The 18,736-nt window shown below is 36.3% G+C and carries 13 protein-coding genes and 1 tRNA gene; 9 read left to right on the top strand and 5 right to left on the bottom strand.

The window, feature by feature from the left end:
• Positions 1-5,690, bottom strand: a 5,690-nt coding sequence (locus ACWNT5_RS19495; protein WP_456518328.1) for a hypothetical protein, incomplete at its 3' end; no start/stop codon positions are given.
• A 345-nt stretch (positions 5,691-6,035) separates the two neighbouring features.
• Here ACWNT5_RS19495 and ACWNT5_RS19490 point away from each other — a divergent pair.
• The 3 genes from ACWNT5_RS19490 (at position 6,036) to ACWNT5_RS19480 (ending at position 7,871) form a co-directional block, all read left to right on the top strand.
• Positions 6,036-6,108, top strand: a tRNA-Gly gene (locus tag ACWNT5_RS19490).
• Between the two features lie 104 nt (positions 6,109-6,212).
• On the top strand, positions 6,213-6,929 hold the full coding sequence (locus tag ACWNT5_RS19485; protein WP_456518327.1) for a class I SAM-dependent methyltransferase: 717 nt from the start codon (positions 6,213-6,215) through the stop codon (positions 6,927-6,929).
• A complete protein-coding gene (locus ACWNT5_RS19480; RefSeq protein WP_456518326.1) occupies positions 6,930-7,871 on the top strand; it encodes a lysylphosphatidylglycerol synthase transmembrane domain-containing protein in 942 nt (313 codons plus the stop codon). It begins immediately after the preceding gene.
• Here ACWNT5_RS19480 and ACWNT5_RS19475 read toward each other — a convergent pair whose 3' ends face one another.
• Positions 7,872-8,972 carry a glycosyltransferase family 2 protein gene (locus ACWNT5_RS19475; protein WP_456518325.1) on the bottom strand — a complete coding sequence of 367 codons (1,101 nt, stop codon included), beginning with the start codon at positions 8,970-8,972 and terminating at the stop codon, positions 7,872-7,874. It lies immediately after the preceding gene.
• A 10-nt stretch (positions 8,973-8,982) separates the two neighbouring features.
• Positions 8,983-10,962, bottom strand: a complete 1,980-nt coding sequence (locus tag ACWNT5_RS19470; RefSeq protein WP_456518324.1) for a tetratricopeptide repeat protein — start codon at positions 10,960-10,962, stop codon at positions 8,983-8,985.
• A 343-nt stretch (positions 10,963-11,305) separates the two neighbouring features.
• Between ACWNT5_RS19470 and ACWNT5_RS19465 the strand changes: the two genes are divergently transcribed.
• From ACWNT5_RS19465 to ACWNT5_RS19450, 4 genes are read left to right on the top strand one after another with little or no spacing between them, the layout of a single operon-like run.
• Complete coding sequence (locus ACWNT5_RS19465; protein ID WP_299610312.1) at positions 11,306-11,881, top strand: acyltransferase; 576 nt, start codon at positions 11,306-11,308, stop codon at positions 11,879-11,881.
• A gap of 3 nt (positions 11,882-11,884) precedes the next feature.
• On the top strand, positions 11,885-12,838 hold the full coding sequence (locus ACWNT5_RS19460) for a Gfo/Idh/MocA family protein (RefSeq protein ID WP_456518323.1): 954 nt from the start codon (positions 11,885-11,887) through the stop codon (positions 12,836-12,838).
• Positions 12,839-12,863: 25 nt separating this feature from the next.
• The gene (locus ACWNT5_RS19455) at positions 12,864-13,811 is read left to right on the top strand and encodes a glycosyltransferase (RefSeq protein ID WP_299610308.1); all 948 of its coding nucleotides are present in this window, start codon (positions 12,864-12,866) and stop codon (positions 13,809-13,811) included.
• A 5-nt stretch (positions 13,812-13,816) separates the two neighbouring features.
• Positions 13,817-15,289 carry a hypothetical protein gene (locus tag ACWNT5_RS19450; protein WP_456518322.1) on the top strand — a complete coding sequence of 491 codons (1,473 nt, stop codon included), beginning with the start codon at positions 13,817-13,819 and terminating at the stop codon, positions 15,287-15,289.
• Positions 15,290-15,315: 26 nt separating this feature from the next.
• Here the strand turns inward: ACWNT5_RS19450 and ACWNT5_RS19445 are convergent, their stop codons facing one another.
• Both ACWNT5_RS19445 and pepE read right to left on the bottom strand, forming a co-directional pair.
• Positions 15,316-16,233, bottom strand: a complete 918-nt coding sequence (locus tag ACWNT5_RS19445) for a glutaminase (RefSeq protein ID WP_456518321.1) — start codon at positions 16,231-16,233, stop codon at positions 15,316-15,318.
• 6 nt (positions 16,234-16,239) lie between these two features.
• Positions 16,240-16,947, bottom strand: coding sequence for a dipeptidase PepE (gene pepE / locus ACWNT5_RS19440; protein ID WP_456518320.1), 708 nt, complete (start codon positions 16,945-16,947; stop codon positions 16,240-16,242).
• 108 nt (positions 16,948-17,055) lie between these two features.
• On the opposite strand from pepE, the gene ACWNT5_RS19435 reads away from it, so the two are divergent.
• Together ACWNT5_RS19435 and ACWNT5_RS19430 are read left to right on the top strand one after the other, a co-directional pair.
• Complete coding sequence (locus ACWNT5_RS19435; RefSeq protein ID WP_299610298.1) at positions 17,056-17,844, top strand: carboxypeptidase-like regulatory domain-containing protein; 789 nt, start codon at positions 17,056-17,058, stop codon at positions 17,842-17,844.
• Between the two features lie 115 nt (positions 17,845-17,959).
• Positions 17,960-18,733, top strand: a complete 774-nt coding sequence (locus ACWNT5_RS19430; RefSeq protein ID WP_456518319.1) for a hypothetical protein — start codon at positions 17,960-17,962, stop codon at positions 18,731-18,733.
• Positions 18,734-18,736: the final 3 nt, after the last annotated feature.

Raw genomic sequence — 18,736 nt, 5'->3', positions numbered from 1 at the left:
TGTATACCTTGAATACCTTGTGGTCCTTGTGCACCTGTTTCTCCTTGTATACCTTGAATACCTTGTGGTCCTTGTGCACCTGTTTCTCCTTGTATACCCTGAATACCTTGCGGTCCTTGTGCACCCGTTACACCTTGGTCACCCTGAGGTCCTTGTGGTCCTTGTGCACCTGTTTCTCCTTGAATACCTTGAATACCTTGTGGTCCTTGCGCACCTGTTTCTCCTTGTATACCCTGAATACCTTGTGGTCCTTGTGCACCTGTTTCTCCTTGTATACCCTGAATACCTTGCGGTCCTTGTGCACCCGTTACACCTTGGTCACCCTGAGGTCCTTGCGGTCCTTGTGCACCAGTTTCTCCTTGTATACCTTGTGGTCCTTGTGGTCCTTGTGCACCTGTTTCTCCTTGTATACCTTGAATACCTTGCGGTCCTTGTGCACCTGTTTCTCCTTGAATACCTTGAATACCTTGCGGTCCTTGTGCACCAGTTTCTCCTTGTATACCTTGAATACCCTGAGGTCCTTGTGCACCAGTTTCTCCTTGTATACCTTGTGGTCCTTGCGCACCCGTTACACCTTGGTCACCCTGAGGTCCTTGCGGTCCTTGTGCACCTGTTTCTCCTTGTATACCTTGAATACCTTGTGGTCCTTGCGCACCCGTTACACCTTGGTCACCCTGAGGTCCTTGCTGTCCTTGTGCACCAGTTTCTCCTTGTATACCCTGAATACCTTGCGGTCCTTGTGCACCCGTTACACCTTGGTCACCCTGAGGTCCTTGTGGTCCTTGTGCACCTGTTTCTCCTTGTATACCTTGAATACCTTGTGGTCCTTGTGCACCAGTTTCTCCTTGTATACCTTGAATACCTTGTGGTCCTTGTGCACCAGTTTCTCCTTGTATACCTTGTGGTCCTTGCGCACCCGTTACACCTTGGTCACCCTGAGGTCCTTGCGGTCCTTGCGCACCAGTTTCTCCTTGTATACCTTGTGGTCCTTGCGCACCCGTAACACCTTGGTCACCCTGAGGTCCTTGCGGTCCTTGTGCACCAGTTTCTCCTTGTATACCTTGAATACCCTGAGGTCCTTGCGCACCAGTTTCTCCTTGTATACCTTGAATACCTTGTGGTCCTTGGGCACCAGTTTCTCCTTGTATACCTTGAATACCTTGTGGTCCTTGGGCTCCGGTTTCTCCTTGTATACCCTGAATACCTTGTGGTCCTTGCGCACCAGTTACACCTTGATCACCCTGAGGTCCTTGTGGTCCTTGGGCTCCGGTTTCTCCTTGTATACCTTGAATACCTTGTGGTCCTTGTGCACCAGTTTCACCTTGTATACCCTGAATACCTTGTGGTCCTTGCGCACCAGTTTCACCTTGTATACCCTGAATACCTTGTGGTCCTTGTGCACCTGTAACACCTTGGTCACCCTGAGGTCCTTGTGGTCCTTGTGCACCCGTTTCACCTTGTATACCCTGAATACCTTGTGGTCCTTGCGCACCAGTTTCTCCTTGTATACCCTGAATACCTTGTGGTCCTTGCGCACCTGTTTCTCCTTGTATACCCTGAATACCTTGTGGTCCTTGCGCACCAGTTTCTCCTTGTATACCCTGAGGTCCTTGTGGTCCTTGGGCACCAGTTTCTCCTTGTATACCCTGAGGTCCTTGTGGTCCTTGCGCACCGGTTTCTCCTTGTATACCTTGAATACCTTGTGGTCCTTGCGCACCTGTTTCTCCTTGTATACCTTGAATACCCTGCGGTCCTTGTGGTCCTTGTGCACCAGTTACACCTTGAATACCTTGTGGTCCTTGCGCACCGGTTTCTCCTTGTATACCTTGAATACCTTGTGGTCCTTGCGCACCAGTTACACCTTGGTCACCCTGAGTTCCTTGTGGTCCTTGCGCACCAGTTTCTCCTTGTATACCTTGAATACCTTGTGGTCCTTGTGCACCAGTTTCTCCTTGTATACCTTGAATACCTTGTGGTCCTTGCGCACCAGTTTCACCTTGAATACCTTGAATACCTTGTGGTCCTTGGGCTCCGGTTTCTCCTTGTATACCCTGAATACCTTGTGGTCCTTGCGCACCAGTTACACCTTGATCACCCTGAGGTCCTTGTGGTCCTTGGGCTCCGGTTTCTCCTTGTATACCTTGAATACCTTGCGGTCCTTGTGCACCGGTTTCTCCTTGTATACCCTGAATACCTTGCGGTCCTTGGGCACCCGTTACACCTTGATCACCCTGAGGTCCTTGTGGTCCTTGCGCACCAGTTTCTCCTTGTATACCTTGTATACCTTGCGGTCCTTGCGCACCTGTAACACCTTGGTCACCCTGAGGTCCTTGTGCACCTGTTTCTCCTTGTATACCTTGAATACCTTGTGGTCCTTGGGCTCCGGTTTCTCCTTGTATACCCTGAATACCTTGCGGTCCTTGGGCACCCGTTACACCTTGATCACCCTGAGGTCCTTGTGGTCCTTGCGCACCAGTTTCTCCTTGTATACCTTGAATACCTTGTGGTCCTTGTGCACCAGTTTCACCTTGTATACCCTGAATACCTTGTGGTCCTTGGGCACCAGTTTCTCCTTGTATACCTTGAATACCTTGTGGTCCTTGGGCTCCGGTTTCTCCTTGTATACCCTGAATACCTTGTGGTCCTTGCGCACCAGTTACACCTTGATCACCCTGAGGTCCTTGTGGTCCTTGGGCTCCGGTTTCTCCTTGTATACCTTGAATACCTTGCGGTCCTTGTGCTCCGGTTTCTCCTTGTATACCTTGAATACCTTGCGGTCCTTGTGCACCAGTTTCTCCTTGTATACCTTGAATACCTTGTGGTCCTTGGGCACCCGTTACACCTTGATCACCCTGAGGTCCTTGTGGTCCTTGCGCACCAGTTTCTCCTTGTATACCTTGTATACCTTGCGGTCCTTGCGCACCTGTAACACCTTGGTCACCCTGAGGTCCTTGCGCACCAGTTTCTCCTTGTATACCTTGAATACCTTGCGGTCCTTGCGCACCAGTTTCTCCTTGAATACCTTGAATACCTTGTGGTCCTTGCGCACCAGTTTCTCCTTGAATACCTTGAATACCTTGTGGTCCTTGTGCACCAGTTTCTCCTTGTATACCCTGAGGTCCTTGCGGTCCTTGTGCACCAGTTTCTCCTTGTATACCTTGAATACCTTGTGGTCCTTGCGCACCAGTTTCTCCTTGTATACCTTGAATACCTTGTGGTCCTTGCGCACCCGTTACACCTTGGTCACCCTGAGGTCCTTGTGGTCCTTGCGCCCCAGTTTCTCCTTGTATACCTTGAATACCTTGTGGTCCTTGTGCACCAGTTTCTCCTTGTATACCCTGAATACCTTGTGGTCCTTGTGCACCAGTTACACCTTGGTCACCCTGAGGTCCTTGTGGTCCTTGGGCACCAGTTTCTCCTTGTATACCTTGAATACCTTGTGGTCCTTGCGCACCCGTAACACCTTGGTCACCCTGAGGTCCTTGCGGTCCTTGCGCACCCGTTACACCTTGGTCACCCTGAGGTCCTTGTGGTCCTTGCGCACCAGTTTCTCCTTGTATACCTTGAATACCTTGCGGTCCTTGGGCACCCGTTACACCTTGATCACCCTGAGGTCCTTGTGGTCCTTGCGCCCCAGTTTCTCCTTGTATACCTTGAATACCTTGTGGTCCTTGTGCACCCGTAACACCTTGGTCACCCTGAGGTCCTTGTGGTCCTTGGGCACCAGTTTCTCCTTGTATACCTTGAATACCTTGTGGTCCTTGCGCACCCGTTACACCTTGGTCACCCTGAGGTCCTTGTGGTCCTTGCGCCCCAGTTTCTCCTTGTATACCTTGAATACCTTGTGGTCCTTGTGCACCAGTTTCTCCTTGTATACCCTGAATACCTTGTGGTCCTTGTGCACCAGTTACACCTTGGTCACCCTGAGGTCCTTGTGGTCCTTGGGCACCAGTTTCTCCTTGTATACCTTGAATACCTTGTGGTCCTTGCGCACCCGTAACACCTTGGTCACCCTGAGGTCCTTGCGGTCCTTGCGCACCCGTTACACCTTGGTCACCCTGAGGTCCTTGTGGTCCTTGCGCACCAGTTTCTCCTTGTATACCTTGAATACCTTGCGGTCCTTGGGCACCCGTTACACCTTGATCACCCTGAGGTCCTTGCGGTCCTTGTGCACCAGTTTCTCCTTGTATACCTTGAATACCTTGTGGTCCTTGCGCACCAGTTTCTCCTTGTATACCCTGAATACCTTGTGGTCCTTGTGATCCTTGCGCACCAGTTACACCTTGGTCACCCTGAGGTCCTTGCGGTCCTTGTGCACCGGTTTCTCCTTGTATACCTTGAATACCTTGTGGTCCTTGCGCACCCGTAACACCTTGGTCACCCTGAGGTCCTTGCGGTCCTTGTGCACCAGTTTCTCCTTGTATACCTTGAATACCTTGTGGTCCTTGCGCACCCGTTACACCTTGGTCACCCTGAGGTCCTTGTGGTCCTTGTGCACCAGTTTCTCCTTGTATACCTTGAATACCTTGAATACCTTGTGGTCCTTGTGCACCAGTTTCTCCTTGTATACCCTGAATACCTTGTGGTCCTTGTGCACCAGTTACACCTTGGTCACCCTGAGGTCCTTGCGGTCCTTGTGCACCAGTTTCTCCTTGTATACCCTGAGGTCCTTGTGGTCCTTGCGCACCCGTTACACCTTGGTCACCCTGAGGTCCTTGTGGTCCTTGCGCACCAGTTTCTCCTTGTATACCTTGAATACCTTGCGGTCCTTGCGCACCCGTAACACCTTGGTCACCCTGAGGTCCTTGCGGTCCTTGTGCACCAGTTTCTCCTTGTATACCCTGAGGTCCTTGCGGTCCTTGCGCACCAGTTTCTCCTTGAATACCTTGAATACCTTGTGGTCCTTGTGCACCGGTTTCTCCTTGTATACCTTGAATACCTTGTGGTCCTTGCGCACCAGTTTCTCCTTGTATACCTTGAATACCTTGTGGTCCTTGCGCACCCGTTACACCTTGGTCACCCTGAGGTCCTTGTGGTCCTTGCGCACCAGTTTCTCCTTGTATACCCTGAATACCTTGTGGTCCTTGTGCACCAGTTTCACCTTGTATACCTTGAATACCTTGTGGTCCTTGCGGTCCTGTTGGGCCTTGCGCGCCAATAGTACCAATATTAGTTACTGTTCCATCTTCTGCAGTGTAAGTGAATGTTCCATCACCATTATCAACAAGAGTAGATATCGTTTCATTAATAGTTCCACCACCATTAGATAGAGTAATGGTGTTCCCTGTTTGGCTTAAAATTTGAATTTCATTTGTTGGATCGGAGTCTGGATCATTGATTAGTGAAGTAAGATCTACTGATCCGCCATTTTCTAATGTTAGAATATTAGTTATTGGATCAAATGTTAAAACCTGATTGTCATTTCCGCTACATAAACTAGTCCAACTATTATTGTTGTATTGAAAAATACAATTATCATCTGTATTATAAATCAATGCTCCATTTAACGGAGTTATTGAATTCATTTGAGCAGTAGTAATTCTGGTTAGAATAAAAGCTTTGTCTACGCTTTCTAATTCCAATATAGATGATGCATCTATTTGGTCAGGGTTATCTCCAACTTTTACCTGAGAGTGAACTTGGGCTAATGATGAAAATATACATATAAGAATAAGTAATTTTACCTTCATAGGCTGTAGGAAGTTTCTTTTAAAAAAAGGTTTTGCCTTTTTTTGGTTGGGGTTATCACGTAATTTAACTTTTTTAAAATCAGCTATTTAACAACGCTAAAATAGTTAAGTTGCTAATATATTAATATTTTCTTAACTACAAAAATACACTTTTTATTCGATAAAAAGCATTTTTTTTCGATAAAAAGCCTTTTTTTGATAAATTTGGTTTTTTACAAGTAATTGTAAATCAGTAATAATAGTGCTTTTTTTTAGTCGTTTATTGAAGGGAATTATTTCAGATATTAAAAATATTTATTTTTAGTTTTTATTTTTAAAGAATTCTAATACATTTGTCGCACGAAAGCGGGAGTAGCTCAGTTGGTAGAGCGTCAGCCTTCCAAGCTGAATGTCGCCGGTTCGAACCCGGTCTCCCGCTCGAAAGCCTAATCATTTGATTAGGCTTTTTTGTTTTTAAAGGGAAGTTTTAAAAAGTTTAGTTACATTCGTTAATGTTCATGTTGTTTTATTAAGATATTGTCTATGAATAGTAGAAGTTTTACAAATGTAATTAGGTATTTTATGGATGAATGGATTCCTCCGGCTATTCGTGATTCTAAAGTTTTTATGTTTCCATTTTATTATTATGCCTATAAAGGAAGAGATATTAAGAAGGTAATGAATTTAAAGGCTACAATTTTCAAATGGTCTGAAAAGGAATTTGCCGATTTTTACTCTAACCGAGATACTCGCTTTTCGAATAGTAGAGAGACTGATATGTCGAAGCAATGTTTAAAATATGTTTTCGAACATATAAAATCGGATAATGATACTTTTCTTGATGTTGGATGTGGAAATGGTTTTTTGCTTAAATATGCTAATGAGAAGGGTTTTCTTACAACTGGCTGCGATATAATTGAGGGAAAAACTTTTGATCATAGTGATTATTATCAAGCTAACATCGAAAATTTGCCTTTTGAAGATAATTCTTTTGATGTTGTTTGTGCAACACATACATTAGAACATGTCATTGATTTTGAAAGAGCAATTACTGAGTTGAAAAGAGTTACGAAAAAAACATTATGTGTAGTTGTTCCTTGTCAGCGAGCTTATTATTATACCTTAGATGAGCATGTGCGATTTTTTCCCTATAAGTGGATGCTAGAACAGGAAATGAAAATGGATAATTATACCTGTGAAAAAATTCATGGGGATTTGGTTTTTATTGGGGATTTAGAAGCGCAAAAAGAAAATTTATAAATGATTAAAAAGTCTTTTTCTACTATCAATTTTTGGATTAAGTTTTTAGGATTCTTCTTATTAGCTTATCTAATTTATAAAGTTGGTTGGAAAGAGACAATTATATCTATTCGTAAAATTTCTCTTTTACATATTCTTGTAGCTTTAATAATTTTTTGGATTGCTTTTTTTGTAAAAAGCATAAGATGGAAGATAGTTTCTAATTCTTATGGTATTAAATTCGGAATATTTAAGGGACTAAGAGTTTTTTTTATTGGAATTTTTTTAGGGAATATTACACCAGGTAAGTTGGGTGATTTTGGAAGATTACTATACATTAAAGATGAGTTGCCGAATCAAAAAGTAGGATGGTCAAGTCTTATCATGGATAGATTGTTTGATTTGTTTTGTTTATTACTTTTTAGCTTTTTCGCACTTGTTTATTATCAAATTGTTTTTCAAATTTTGGTTTTACCCAAAAATTATTGGGGAGTTCTTTTTTGGCTCTTGTTAGCCATTATTTGCAGTTTTGTTATTTTCAAAAATCGAAAAAATATAAGGAATAAGATAAGGCCTTGGTGGGAAGCTTTTAGTTCGCATGATTTGGGAGTTGAAAAAAGCTTTTTGAGCTTAATTCTTACATTAGTTAGCATGATTTTAATCTATGGTGTTTTTAATTATGTTGCATGGGCTATGGGAATCCGTATTGATCATGTAGGATTATTTTTAGGAACTTTTATTTTAGGAGTTTTAAGTTTGCTTCCCATTACAATTTTAGGCATTGGAGTACGTGAAACTTCTCTTGTTTTAATTTTTCAATTATATAATCTTCCTGCGGAAGATGCAGTTGCTTTATCGTTAATAATTTTTTTACTTCAGTTATTATCTTTTCTTCCTGGAGCAATCTGGTTTTATTTATCACCTATACAATTAAAACAACTTAGGATTTCAAAAGACAACTAGTTATTTAGAAAGCCTTTCATTATCCTGAATATCCATCCACATTGCAAAAAGTAGTGATTGAAAACCAGATATAGTCAAGAAAATGAATATGATCAAATAGTCAGTTGGGGTTTTTGAATTCGGATCGAAAAAGTTAGAGATTAATTGATAAAAGAAATAACTATTGATGATACCAATGATGAAAGAAATCCAATATAGTAGATAAAGAGGGTGAAAGCTACGGTATAAATATTTGGTTTGTAGTCTTTTAAAAAAACATCTAATTAATAAAAAAAGAATAGGCAAGGATACTTTAATAATGTTTAGCTTGGATTTTTCTCCAACTCCATAAATTGGTTTGATTTTTACTTCTCTAATTGTACAAAATGCAATATTTAGTTTTACTAATAAATCATTTGGCATTCCATATCGCTTATAGATATCATATAAAGGAACAGAATTGAGTGCATTATTTGAAATTGCAGTATAACCACTTTGAGTATCTGATACTCCCCAGTAACCTGAAGCAATTTTGGTTAGAATACTTAAGATAGAATTTCCTAAAAAGCGTACTCTAGGAATAATAACCCAAGCACTCTTGTGAATTAGCCTATTTCCTTTTACGTAATCTATGCCTTCTTCCACAACAGGTTTGCATATAGATTCCAATTCAGCGGGATCCATTTGTCCGTCTCCTGCCATTACTGCGGTGCAGTCTATATTATGATCTTTACACCATTTGTAACCTGTAGCAATAGCTGCACCAACACCCCCATTTTCTAGATGCTTGATTACAATAATTTTTTCATTTTCCGAATTTTTATTTACAACCTCCGATGGAGTAAATTTTTGTCTTTCATCAATACTTTTTTGTTGTACTTCAATATCAGCTCTATTATAGATGTTAGGTGTAATCTTATTTTCTAGGTTTGAAATTAAACTAAGATTGGAAGAATTCCCTTTTAAGTTTTTTATCACTGTGTCAACCGTATTGTCCTTTGACGCATCATCTACTACTATAATTCGATCTACAAATGAAGGCATGCTATCTAGAACCATCATGATTTGTTGAGATTCATTATAACATGGCACTACTACGGCTATTGTCTTATTATTAAGCATTCTATTTTTTTTATTCTTTATTAATCTTAACTGGTTTTAGATTACTTTCTGCCCAATTTAAGTTGTTTTTTGCTAATATGTAATTCGGATCAATTTCAATAGCTTTTTTACAAGCTTTGGCACCAAGTTCCCATTGTTGTAATTGATTATAAGCAGAGCATATATTATTGTACGCATATGCGTTTTTAGGATCGATTTTTAATATTTTTTCGCAAGTAGAAATGACTAAGTCATATTCTTGTATTTGATAATATTTTAGGCTAATGTCTAAAAGTTTCGCAGGGTCTTTAGAATTTTCTACTTGTGCATTTAATACGCTGATATCCTGTTTTATTTTAATGTCATTTTTGGAAATTTTATTAAGAAGATCTTGGGATTGTGAATGATTAGGGCTTTTTTGAAGGGCAATTTGTGCCTGTTTTTTCGCTTCTAGGTATCTTTTTTGATCAAAAAGATATTTTGCAAAGAAATAATGAGGAGAAGGTGAACTTGAATTTAACTTTATTGCCGAATCGAAATAATATTCAGCTTTTTGAAGGTTTTTTTTAGCAGAATATAGAATAGCTAAATTAACATGCAAAATATAGTAATTTGGACTTAATAAATTAGCTTTTTCAAAATAATTCAAAGCGACATCATAATTACCTTTTTCCATTTGTGTTAAGCCATAATTCATTTGACCCCTGCCATTTTTTGGGCTTTTTACAACAACATCCAGCCAAAGTGATTCATGAGAACTCCAAACCTCATTTCTTTGTATGGTCCCATATCCATGACCTATGAGGATTAGAAATATAATTGGAATTATATAGAATAGGTGTTTTTTATGAATTTCCTTTTGATTTTTAGCCAATATTAAAGCACTATAAGGAATTGCAATAAACAAACCAATAAATGGAAAAAACATTCTATGATCATTAGCTATTTGGAAAAGCGGGTTTAATGTAGTTGGTAGTAAAGCAATAAAAAACCAGGCTATCCCAAATGATATGGGTCTTAGTTCTTTTTTTAAAGACGTCTTTATCATGACAACCAACATCCCAATAATAATGATTAAGCCCGAGAGTATCTTAAAGCTGTACCATGGTTTTATAATAGCTATATCAGGATCAGCACTTAGATTAATTGGAAGCAAGAAATTACTTAAATAATGTTTAATCACATACCATTGAGTACTTATATACTCAAATCGTGTAACGGAAAAATTGGTGGAAGCAGTAGATTCTGGAGTTAAATAATATTGATTTAAAATAAATAAAGACGAGCCAATAATTCCTGCAGGTAAAGCTTTTTTGAGAAAACGAAATATTTTGGTTTTGGTATTTGATCTAAAATCCGTTATCATGGAATGTTCTTCGAAAAGAAGAATATAAGTAAACAATATAGGGATGAACATTACTCCAGTTTGTTTTGTCCATATACCAATAATCATTGTAATAATGTAGAGATACCATTTTCTGCCAAAAGGATGAATATAAAGTAAAAGTGAAGCTACAATACATAACGTAGAAAATGAGTCTGAACGCGCACATATATAGTTGATAGTTTCGGCATTACCAGTATGGAATGCAAACCAAGCTGATGAAATAAGTGCTGCAATACCTAAATATCTATTTGTAGGTAGAGATATTTTATAAAGATGTTTGCATAATAGAAAAACCAGAATTATTAGTACTATAAACCAAAAAAAGATGTGGTAATGAAAAAATCTTGGATTTAGTTCTCCTGCAAGATTATAATCAATGGCATTCATCAATGTGATCATTGGTCGGTAAGCCCTGTTAGCAGGTAAAGAACTAAAGGTGTTGGCATCTTTGAAAAAAGAAATCCAATTATCTAGACTTCTTATAGAATTATTACTTTCTATGGTGTGCGTATCATCGAAGATGAATGGATTGTCAAAATGATTACTATAGATTAAAACGGTAGCAATAAGAATTAATGCTAAAATTTTTATTTCAAACGCTTTAGAGGTGAAATTTTTAAACATTTTGCTTTGAAACTTAATATGGATAAGGTAGGTTGTTCATTTGTCAAAATTATTAATAGGTAAGGTAATTTATTAATATTAGTACCAATTTTAATGATATTGACAGGCTTAAATATAGTTGTTTTTATATCTTTTTTTAAGAAGATTGAGATAAAAATTTTTATTTGAACTATAGTATAGGACAATTATGTAACAATCAATTGATTTAAATTTATAGAAGAGGAACAGATCAACCATAGTTTGTATTATAAACAATATTCGAATGATTTATTTTATATTTAGGAAGAATTATATTTAGAATACATTAGGAAATTAATTTCCTTTCAATAATTAAATTCTAAAAATGAGTAAAAACTACTACGCTAATGAAACAGCTGTTATAGATAACGGGTGTATTATTGGAAATGATACGAAAATATGGCATTTTTCACATATTATGTCGGGTTCTATAATCGGCAATAATTGTAATATCGGTCAAAATGTTGTTATTTCACCAGAGGTAAGAATAGGTAATTACGTAAAAATCCAGAATAATGTTTCTGTTTACACGGGAGTTACTTGTGATGATTATGTTTTTTTAGGTCCTTCCTGCGTTTTTACAAACGTTATTAATCCGAGAAGTGCAATAAATAGAAGAGGAGTGTATATAAAAACCCATGTGGGAGAAGGAGCCTCTATAGGGGCAAATGCTACTATTGTCTGTGGAAATAATATTGGGAAATATGCATTCGTTGGCGCTGGATCTGTTATTACTAAAGAAGTGAAAGCATATGCACTTATGGTAGGGAATCCAGCAAAACAAACTGGATGGATGAGCGAATATGGTTGTAAGTTGGATTTTAAGGATGGGAATAAAGCTATCTGTTCGGAAAGCGGCGAAGAGTATGAGCTTGTTAATGAAACTGTTTTTAAAATTTAATTTATGGGTAACAAGAATTTTGCAATAATGGGTGTAGGAGGGTATATAGCTCCAAGACATCTTAAAGCAATAAAGGATACTAACAATACCTTAATAGCTGCGCTTGATAAATTTGATAGTGTTGGTATTATTGATAGCTATTTTCCCGAATCTCATTTTTTCGTAGAATTTGAACGTTTTGATAGACATATAGAGAAACTGAAAAGAAGAAAAAATATCCAGTTAGATTATGTAAGTATATGTACACCAAATTATTTACACGATTCTCATATTAGGATGGCTCTGAGAAGGGGAGCTAGTGCAATATGTGAAAAACCTCTTGTGTTGAATCCTTGGAATATTGATACTCTTGTTGAGATAGAAAACGAATCGAAAGGTAGCGTAAATACTATTCTTCAGCTGCGATTACACCCTAGTATTATTGCCTTAAAGAAGAAAGTAGAAAATGGTCCTAAGGATAAAATATATGATTTTGATCTAACATACCTAACTTCAAGAGGTAATTGGTATCATGCCTCGTGGAAAGGGGATATTTCCAAATCAGGTGGAATTGCAACTAATATTGGAGTTCATTTTTATGATATGTTATCCTGGGTTTTTGGTGATGTTAAAAAGAATAAAGTTCACTTACTTACCGATGATAGTGCGTCGGGTTATTTAGAATTTGAAAAAGCAAGAGTTAGATGGTTTCTATCTATAAATTATGATAATATTCCAGATGATATTAAGGCGGAAGGTAAGCGGACCTATAGATCAATCACTTTGGATAATGAAGAAATTGAATTTAGTACTGGATTTACAGAATTACACACCAAAAGTTATCAAAGTATCCTAAAAGGAGAAGGTTTTGGGTTGTTGGAAGCAAAACCTTCCATAGAAATTGTTCACGATATCAGAAATGCTGAAATATCTCGATTAGAAGGGGATTATCATCCTTATCTAAAGAATCTTAAATAAATATTTTCATCTTTAAAAATTATAAATGAAAGAACAATCTATATCGATAGTGATATCTCTTTTTAATGAGGAAAAGGGAATTGTTCATTTCTGGAATTCTTTGAAAGAAGTTTTGAACAATATGTCCGAAAAAATAAATTTCGAATTATTGTGGGTTAACGATGGGAGTACTGATAATACTCAAAAATTAATAGACAATATAAGAAGAGACAACTCTTCGGATAATATAAAAAGTATTAGTATCGAGTTTTCGAAGAATTTTGGTCATGAGTCGGCAATGATTGCTGGGGTTGATAATGCTTCTGGTGATGCTATTATTTGTATAGATTCTGATGGCCAACATCCTCCAAAAGAAATTCCTAAAATGATCGAGATCTTTAATCAGGGCAGTGATATAGTATTAATGCAGCGTTTGGAAAGAGAGGATAATAGCTTTATAAAGAAAAAGCTTTCTATATTTTTTTATAAGATTATAAATTTCTTATCGGTCATTAAATTTGAGAAAAATTCAACTGATTTTTTTTTGATCTCCAAGCGAGTTGGAGACATTCTTACCTCCAATTTTCGAGATCAGAATAGATTTATTAGAGGCTTTATACAATCACTTGGCTTTAATAAAAGTAAAATTTCTTTTAAAGCTCCTGCCAGATTATACGGGGAAAGTAATTATTCTTATCTCAGTTTGTTAAAATTAGCTTTCAATGCTATATTTTCTTTTTCAAATAAGCCACTTCGGATAAGTGTTTTTTTATCGGTGTTTTTTATAATTTTCACGTTAGTGATGGTTGGCTATACCTTATATACCTATTTATACGGAGAGGAAGCTCCTTCGGGATATAATACGATCATCATTTTTATGTCAGCTTCGTTCTCGATATTATTTGTGACCCTTTCAATTTTGTCTCTCTATTTCGAGAAGTTAATACAAGAAATACGAAAAAGACCTATCTACATCATTAAAGATAAAAAGTAACGAGAATGAATTCAATAATTAATAAAATAGTCTATTTTGATAGGTTTTTGCAAACGAGTAATGGGCTTAAAACTATTTTGATTGTTATTGTTTTAATTAATAGTGCTCTCTATGTAAACTCTCTTAATACTAACTATACTTCGGAAGAAATGAGACAAGATGCTGCTGGTTTTTCACCAGATAAAGCTCATAAATTTGCTTATTTTTATTACTATACCGGACATTTTCCTTTAGCTACACTAAATGCAGATTTAGAATATTCAAAGGAGGGAGCGGATAACGAAATTTTAGAAAGAGGTAGTGACTTAATTATGGAATATCAACATTGGTCCAGGCTCGGTGAACATGCTAGAATTTTAGCATTCTTACCAAATGCATATGTAAAAGGATCTCCTGAGAATCCCTCTATCAAATTATTTAACGGGATAGTATTTACTTTAGCACTATTGATATTGTTTTTTGGGTTTTGGAATATAAAGAAACCATTGATAGGATTTGTATTGTGTTTTTTAGTCAATTTCACTCCTTTTTTCCTTTACGAAATATATTCGCATGAAAATATATTTGGCCTGTTAGGTTCTGTTTTTTTTATGATTTTAGGCCTTAATATTTATATGCTTTTTTGTGAATCTCAAAATTTTTTGAAATCAATACTTATTGCGGTTTTATCTGGTGTTATTGTAGGCTTTTTTAGTGAGTTTAGAAATGAGATTTCAATAGTAATTGTCTCATTAGTACTTATGTATTTGTTATCTAAACGTATGAAGCTTGTACAAAAAATGATCATAATATTAACAGCTATTTTTTTCTTTAATTCTTCAAAAACTTTTATTAGAAATGAGTTTAATCTAAAGTTTGAAAAGACCAGTCAATTAGTAGGAATACAAGGAGGTCATGTTTACAACGGAGCAAAAATTACTGGACATAATTTCTGGCATCCAGTTTTTTGTGGACTAGGGGATTTTGATACTAAATACGGATATCAATGGTATGATATTGTAGCATACAAATATGCTATTCCTATTTTGAATAAGAAATACAGAATGAATATACACTATACGCAAGGGAAATATTATACTGATGATTATTATGACGATGCTGGACTATATTATAAAAAGCCAGAGGAACTTAAAAATTATGACAATGTGCTAAAGGAAAAAGTACTTTCAGATATTAAAAGAGATCCCTTTTGGTATATTTCCATTCTTTTTAAAAGAGTTTATGAAACCCTAACCGTAACAATACCTGTATCTAATGTTGGATTACTTCTACTACCTTTGGTTTATTTTTTAATTAGAAGAAAAACCTGGGGTTGGCTTAAGGTAATCGTTGTTTCCCTTCCTCTATCAGCAACTTCAATAATTGTATATTCTGGAAAAGGTACTACCTACAATTCTTTATTCGTCTATTTCGTTCTTATTGTAATATTTTCTCTGCTTTATGAGTACTTAAAAAAAAGATCAAATGTTGAAGGATAAAATTATCTTGATCTAGGGTTTAATACTTAGAAAATAGAAAACCCAGTAAGTGTAGTTAATCTTTCCAGTGCAAACATACCTAATTCAGAATTTCCTTTAGGGTTTAATCGGGGACTCCAGGTAGTCACCGCATATTGACCAGGATGAATAGCGGCAATTCCTCCACCAACACCGCTTTTCCCTGGTAGACCTACTCTAAAACTAAATTCCCCTGCTTCATCGTAAAAACCACAAGTCTGCATAATAGCATTAATTCTTTTTACCTTTTGTTCGGAAATTATTTGTGTGTTATCGAATAAAGTTTTTCCTGAATTAGCATAGATCATAAAGGCGGTGGCTAATTCTTTACAAGACATTTCTATTGCACATTGGAAAATATAAAGATCAAGAACAGCTTCAATAGAATTCTTAATATTTCCGAAGGATTTCATAAGATTTAATAAAGCAGCATTTCTATGGCTATATTTCTTTTCGGATTGAAATACCTTAGGATTTACATTAATTTCATGATTATTTGAAATAGTACGGATGAGGTTTAAAAACTCTTCCTCCGGATTGTCCAAAGTAGAAATTAATATATCAGCAATAACCAGAGCGCCAGCGTTTATCAATGGGTTTCTTGGAATTCCATTTTCATATTCTAACTGTACTAAAGAATTAAAAGGATCTCCCGAAGGTTCTACATCTACTCTTTTGAATAATTCATCATCATCCAATAAAGACATCGCCAGAGTTAATGAAAATACTTTAGAAATACTCTGAATAGAAAATCGTTCCTCTTGATTTCCAAAACCGTAGTGACCAGAATTGATGCAATACAGATGCATGCCAAATTTATTGGGATCAATCTTAGCTAACTCAGGGATGTAAGAAGCAACATTTCCGCTAGATTCCCTAAGAGAAGCTTCTTTTTCTATAGTGTTTATAATGTTCTGGTATTCCATAAATTATTAATTTAAGTCGGATAAAGAACTGCCGAAATCTATCTCATAGGGAGTTTTATTTTTTTCAAAAATTCTGGCTGATAGTTTACCTTCAAGAGTGATTTGATCTCCGTTTGTTTTTAGCCAACTTCCTTCTCTTAAACCTATTACTGGTTGAGGATTTAAATGATGAAATTCTTTGATTCTGGTTTCTCTGGTTTCTCCTTTGTGTGTTGAGTTTGGATCAGGATCTAAATAATGAGCGTTGATGTTAAAAGGAAGTATTCCTAATGTCTTATAACTTTCTGGATGAATAATAGGCATATCATTTGTGGTTTGCATAGTAAGTCCGCAAATATTGCTTCCTGCACTTGTTCCCAAATATGGAACCCCATTGTCAATAGCAGTTTTTAGAGGAGACAATACATTATTTCTATATAATTGATCAACAAGTAGAAAAGTATTTCCTCCTCCAGTATAAATACCTTGGGTATTTTCAAACGCTTCATTTACCGATGAAAACATGTGAATCCCGAGTACCCTTTTATTGATTTTTTTAAAAATATTATTTATTCCAATGGTGTATTCATCATGAGAGATGCCTCCAGGACGTGCATATGGGATGAATAATATTTGATCAGTGTTTTTATAAAGTTCAACTAATGTGTCGAATAGATATTCTAAAGGACCGCTACCATGAATGGTAGATGTACTAGCTATAATACAGTTTCTCATGAAATAATTTTTAGTAAAAGTAGTTTAACGTTTTCTTATAAAGAAATCTTCTTAGGATATTGAAAAAATATAGTATCTTGATTACTTACAAATTTAATTGCGCCAACTATGAAAAAGAAATTATCCCTACTTTTTATATTCCTAATAATCAATAGTTCTATAGCACAAATTACTTCAAGAGTCATGATCGATGGACGCATAAGCGCCCCAATTGGAGATGATGTAGAAGGTGTTGTGGTCTATAATCTAACATCCAAAAAAGGAACTATTACGGACAAAGACGGTAATTTCAAAATAAGTGCAGGAATAAATGATAAGTTAGAGGTTATAGCCATGCAGTATCAGAAATTTGTAGTTTGGATAAACAAGGGAGTATTGGATAATAGGCGTTTAAATATTTTTTTAAATGAGTCGGTTAATTTATTAGAAGAAGTGATTGTGAAGCCTTATGATTTGTTAGGAAATGTTTCTCTGGATCTTAAGAAGATTGACGTAACCGAAAGTGGAGTAGATGAAGTGGCAAAACTAACTTCTTCAAGAATTAATGATACTGATTTTGATTGGACACCCGATGAATTATCTGAACTGGATAATAAGGTTTTCTTAGAGGATCGAATGATTTATGGATTAAATTTTGTAAACCTTTTTAAAGAAGTCTTTCAAAATAAGGATAAAAAAGAGAATAAAGTCCCTGATGATATCGATGTGCAAGTGAGAAAAATGTACAATAATGAATTTTTTAAAACCAATTTAGCTCTAGAAATGGATCAAATCAATGATTTTATTTTCTTTGCAGAGGAAAATGGGTTGAATACGAATTACCTTGAAGAAGGAAACGAACTTAATCTGATTGAGTTTTTAGTCTCTCAAAGTAAAATGTATAAAAGTAGAAATTGATATTACCACTTATTCGCAACATTTTTTGGACACTCCAGTCTTTGGATTAGTTGACTAAATTTTGAAAATTATATTCTCGTAAGAGTTTGGGTTTGGTCATAAACTAATTCGATATATGATCAAAACATTACGAGTATTTTTACTTTTTTTATTCATAAAAAATTTTTCTTTTGCTCAAAATACAAGGTTAAAAGGTACAATTCAGGCAGATTCATTACAAGGATTTGCTATCAATATTGTTAACTATACCAAGAAAATTGGAACTACTAATGATCAAAATGGATTTTTTGAAATACCCGCATCCGCTCAAGATTCTATCATTTTTTCTTCCGTTCAATACAAAGTAATTTCTGTAGTCGTTTCTGACAACGATTTAAATAATGACGCTTTTAAGGTTACATTGTATCCCGTAGTACAAAAGTTGGATCAGGTGAATGTTAGTAATGTAAAACTTTCAGGAAATATAGATAAAGATACTAAGGATATTGAAATTAAACCTTTTGTAAATAATAGAGCCTTGGGGCTTCCGTTTAGAGATATCCAACAGCCTACACGTGCAGAAAGAAGATTATACACGGCAAAGGCTTCTAACGGCATTATATCTGTAGATCGAATTATTAATACACTTTCCGGAAAGCTTAAAAAATTAAAAAACAACAAAGCCATAGAAGATTTAAAAACACTTATTCAAAAAGGGGGGCAATCATTTGACACTGCGTTTTTTACCGAAGATTTAGGATTGCCAGAGAATCTTATTTCAGATTTCGTATACTACTGTTCTGAAGATGCATACTTCGAAGATTTATTAGAAAATACCAAAAGGTTATCATTACTAGAATTTTTTCAAGAGAAAGCTAGGTCATACAAAGAATTTAAAGAGATTGACTAATAT

Source organism: Aquimarina sp. 433, assembly GCF_054054605.1.
The sequence above is the reverse complement of the archived record's forward strand: the minus strand, read 5'-3'. Positions and strand labels throughout refer to the sequence as shown.

Bases quoted from the DNA above. Each gene is read 5' to 3' on its own strand.
- ACWNT5_RS19435 (WP_299610298.1), top strand. From the start codon at position 17,056: ATGAAAAAGAAATTATCCCTACTTTTTATATTCCTAATAATCAATAGT.
- pepE (WP_456518320.1), bottom strand. From the start codon at position 16,947: ATGAGAAACTGTATTATAGCTAGTACATCTACCATTCATGGTAGCGGT.
- ACWNT5_RS19485 (WP_456518327.1), top strand. From the start codon at position 6,213: ATGAATAGTAGAAGTTTTACAAATGTAATTAGGTATTTTATGGATGAA.
- ACWNT5_RS19445 (WP_456518321.1), bottom strand. From the start codon at position 16,233: ATGGAATACCAGAACATTATAAACACTATAGAAAAAGAAGCTTCTCTT.
- ACWNT5_RS19430 (WP_456518319.1), top strand. From the start codon at position 17,960: ATGATCAAAACATTACGAGTATTTTTACTTTTTTTATTCATAAAAAAT.
- ACWNT5_RS19475 (WP_456518325.1), bottom strand. From the start codon at position 8,972: ATGCTTAATAATAAGACAATAGCCGTAGTAGTGCCATGTTATAATGAA.
- ACWNT5_RS19450 (WP_456518322.1), top strand. From the start codon at position 13,817: ATGAATTCAATAATTAATAAAATAGTCTATTTTGATAGGTTTTTGCAA.
- ACWNT5_RS19470 (WP_456518324.1), bottom strand. From the start codon at position 10,962: ATGTTTAAAAATTTCACCTCTAAAGCGTTTGAAATAAAAATTTTAGCA.
- ACWNT5_RS19480 (WP_456518326.1), top strand. From the start codon at position 6,930: ATGATTAAAAAGTCTTTTTCTACTATCAATTTTTGGATTAAGTTTTTA.
- ACWNT5_RS19465 (WP_299610312.1), top strand. From the start codon at position 11,306: ATGAGTAAAAACTACTACGCTAATGAAACAGCTGTTATAGATAACGGG.
- ACWNT5_RS19455 (WP_299610308.1), top strand. From the start codon at position 12,864: ATGAAAGAACAATCTATATCGATAGTGATATCTCTTTTTAATGAGGAA.
- ACWNT5_RS19460 (WP_456518323.1), top strand. From the start codon at position 11,885: ATGGGTAACAAGAATTTTGCAATAATGGGTGTAGGAGGGTATATAGCT.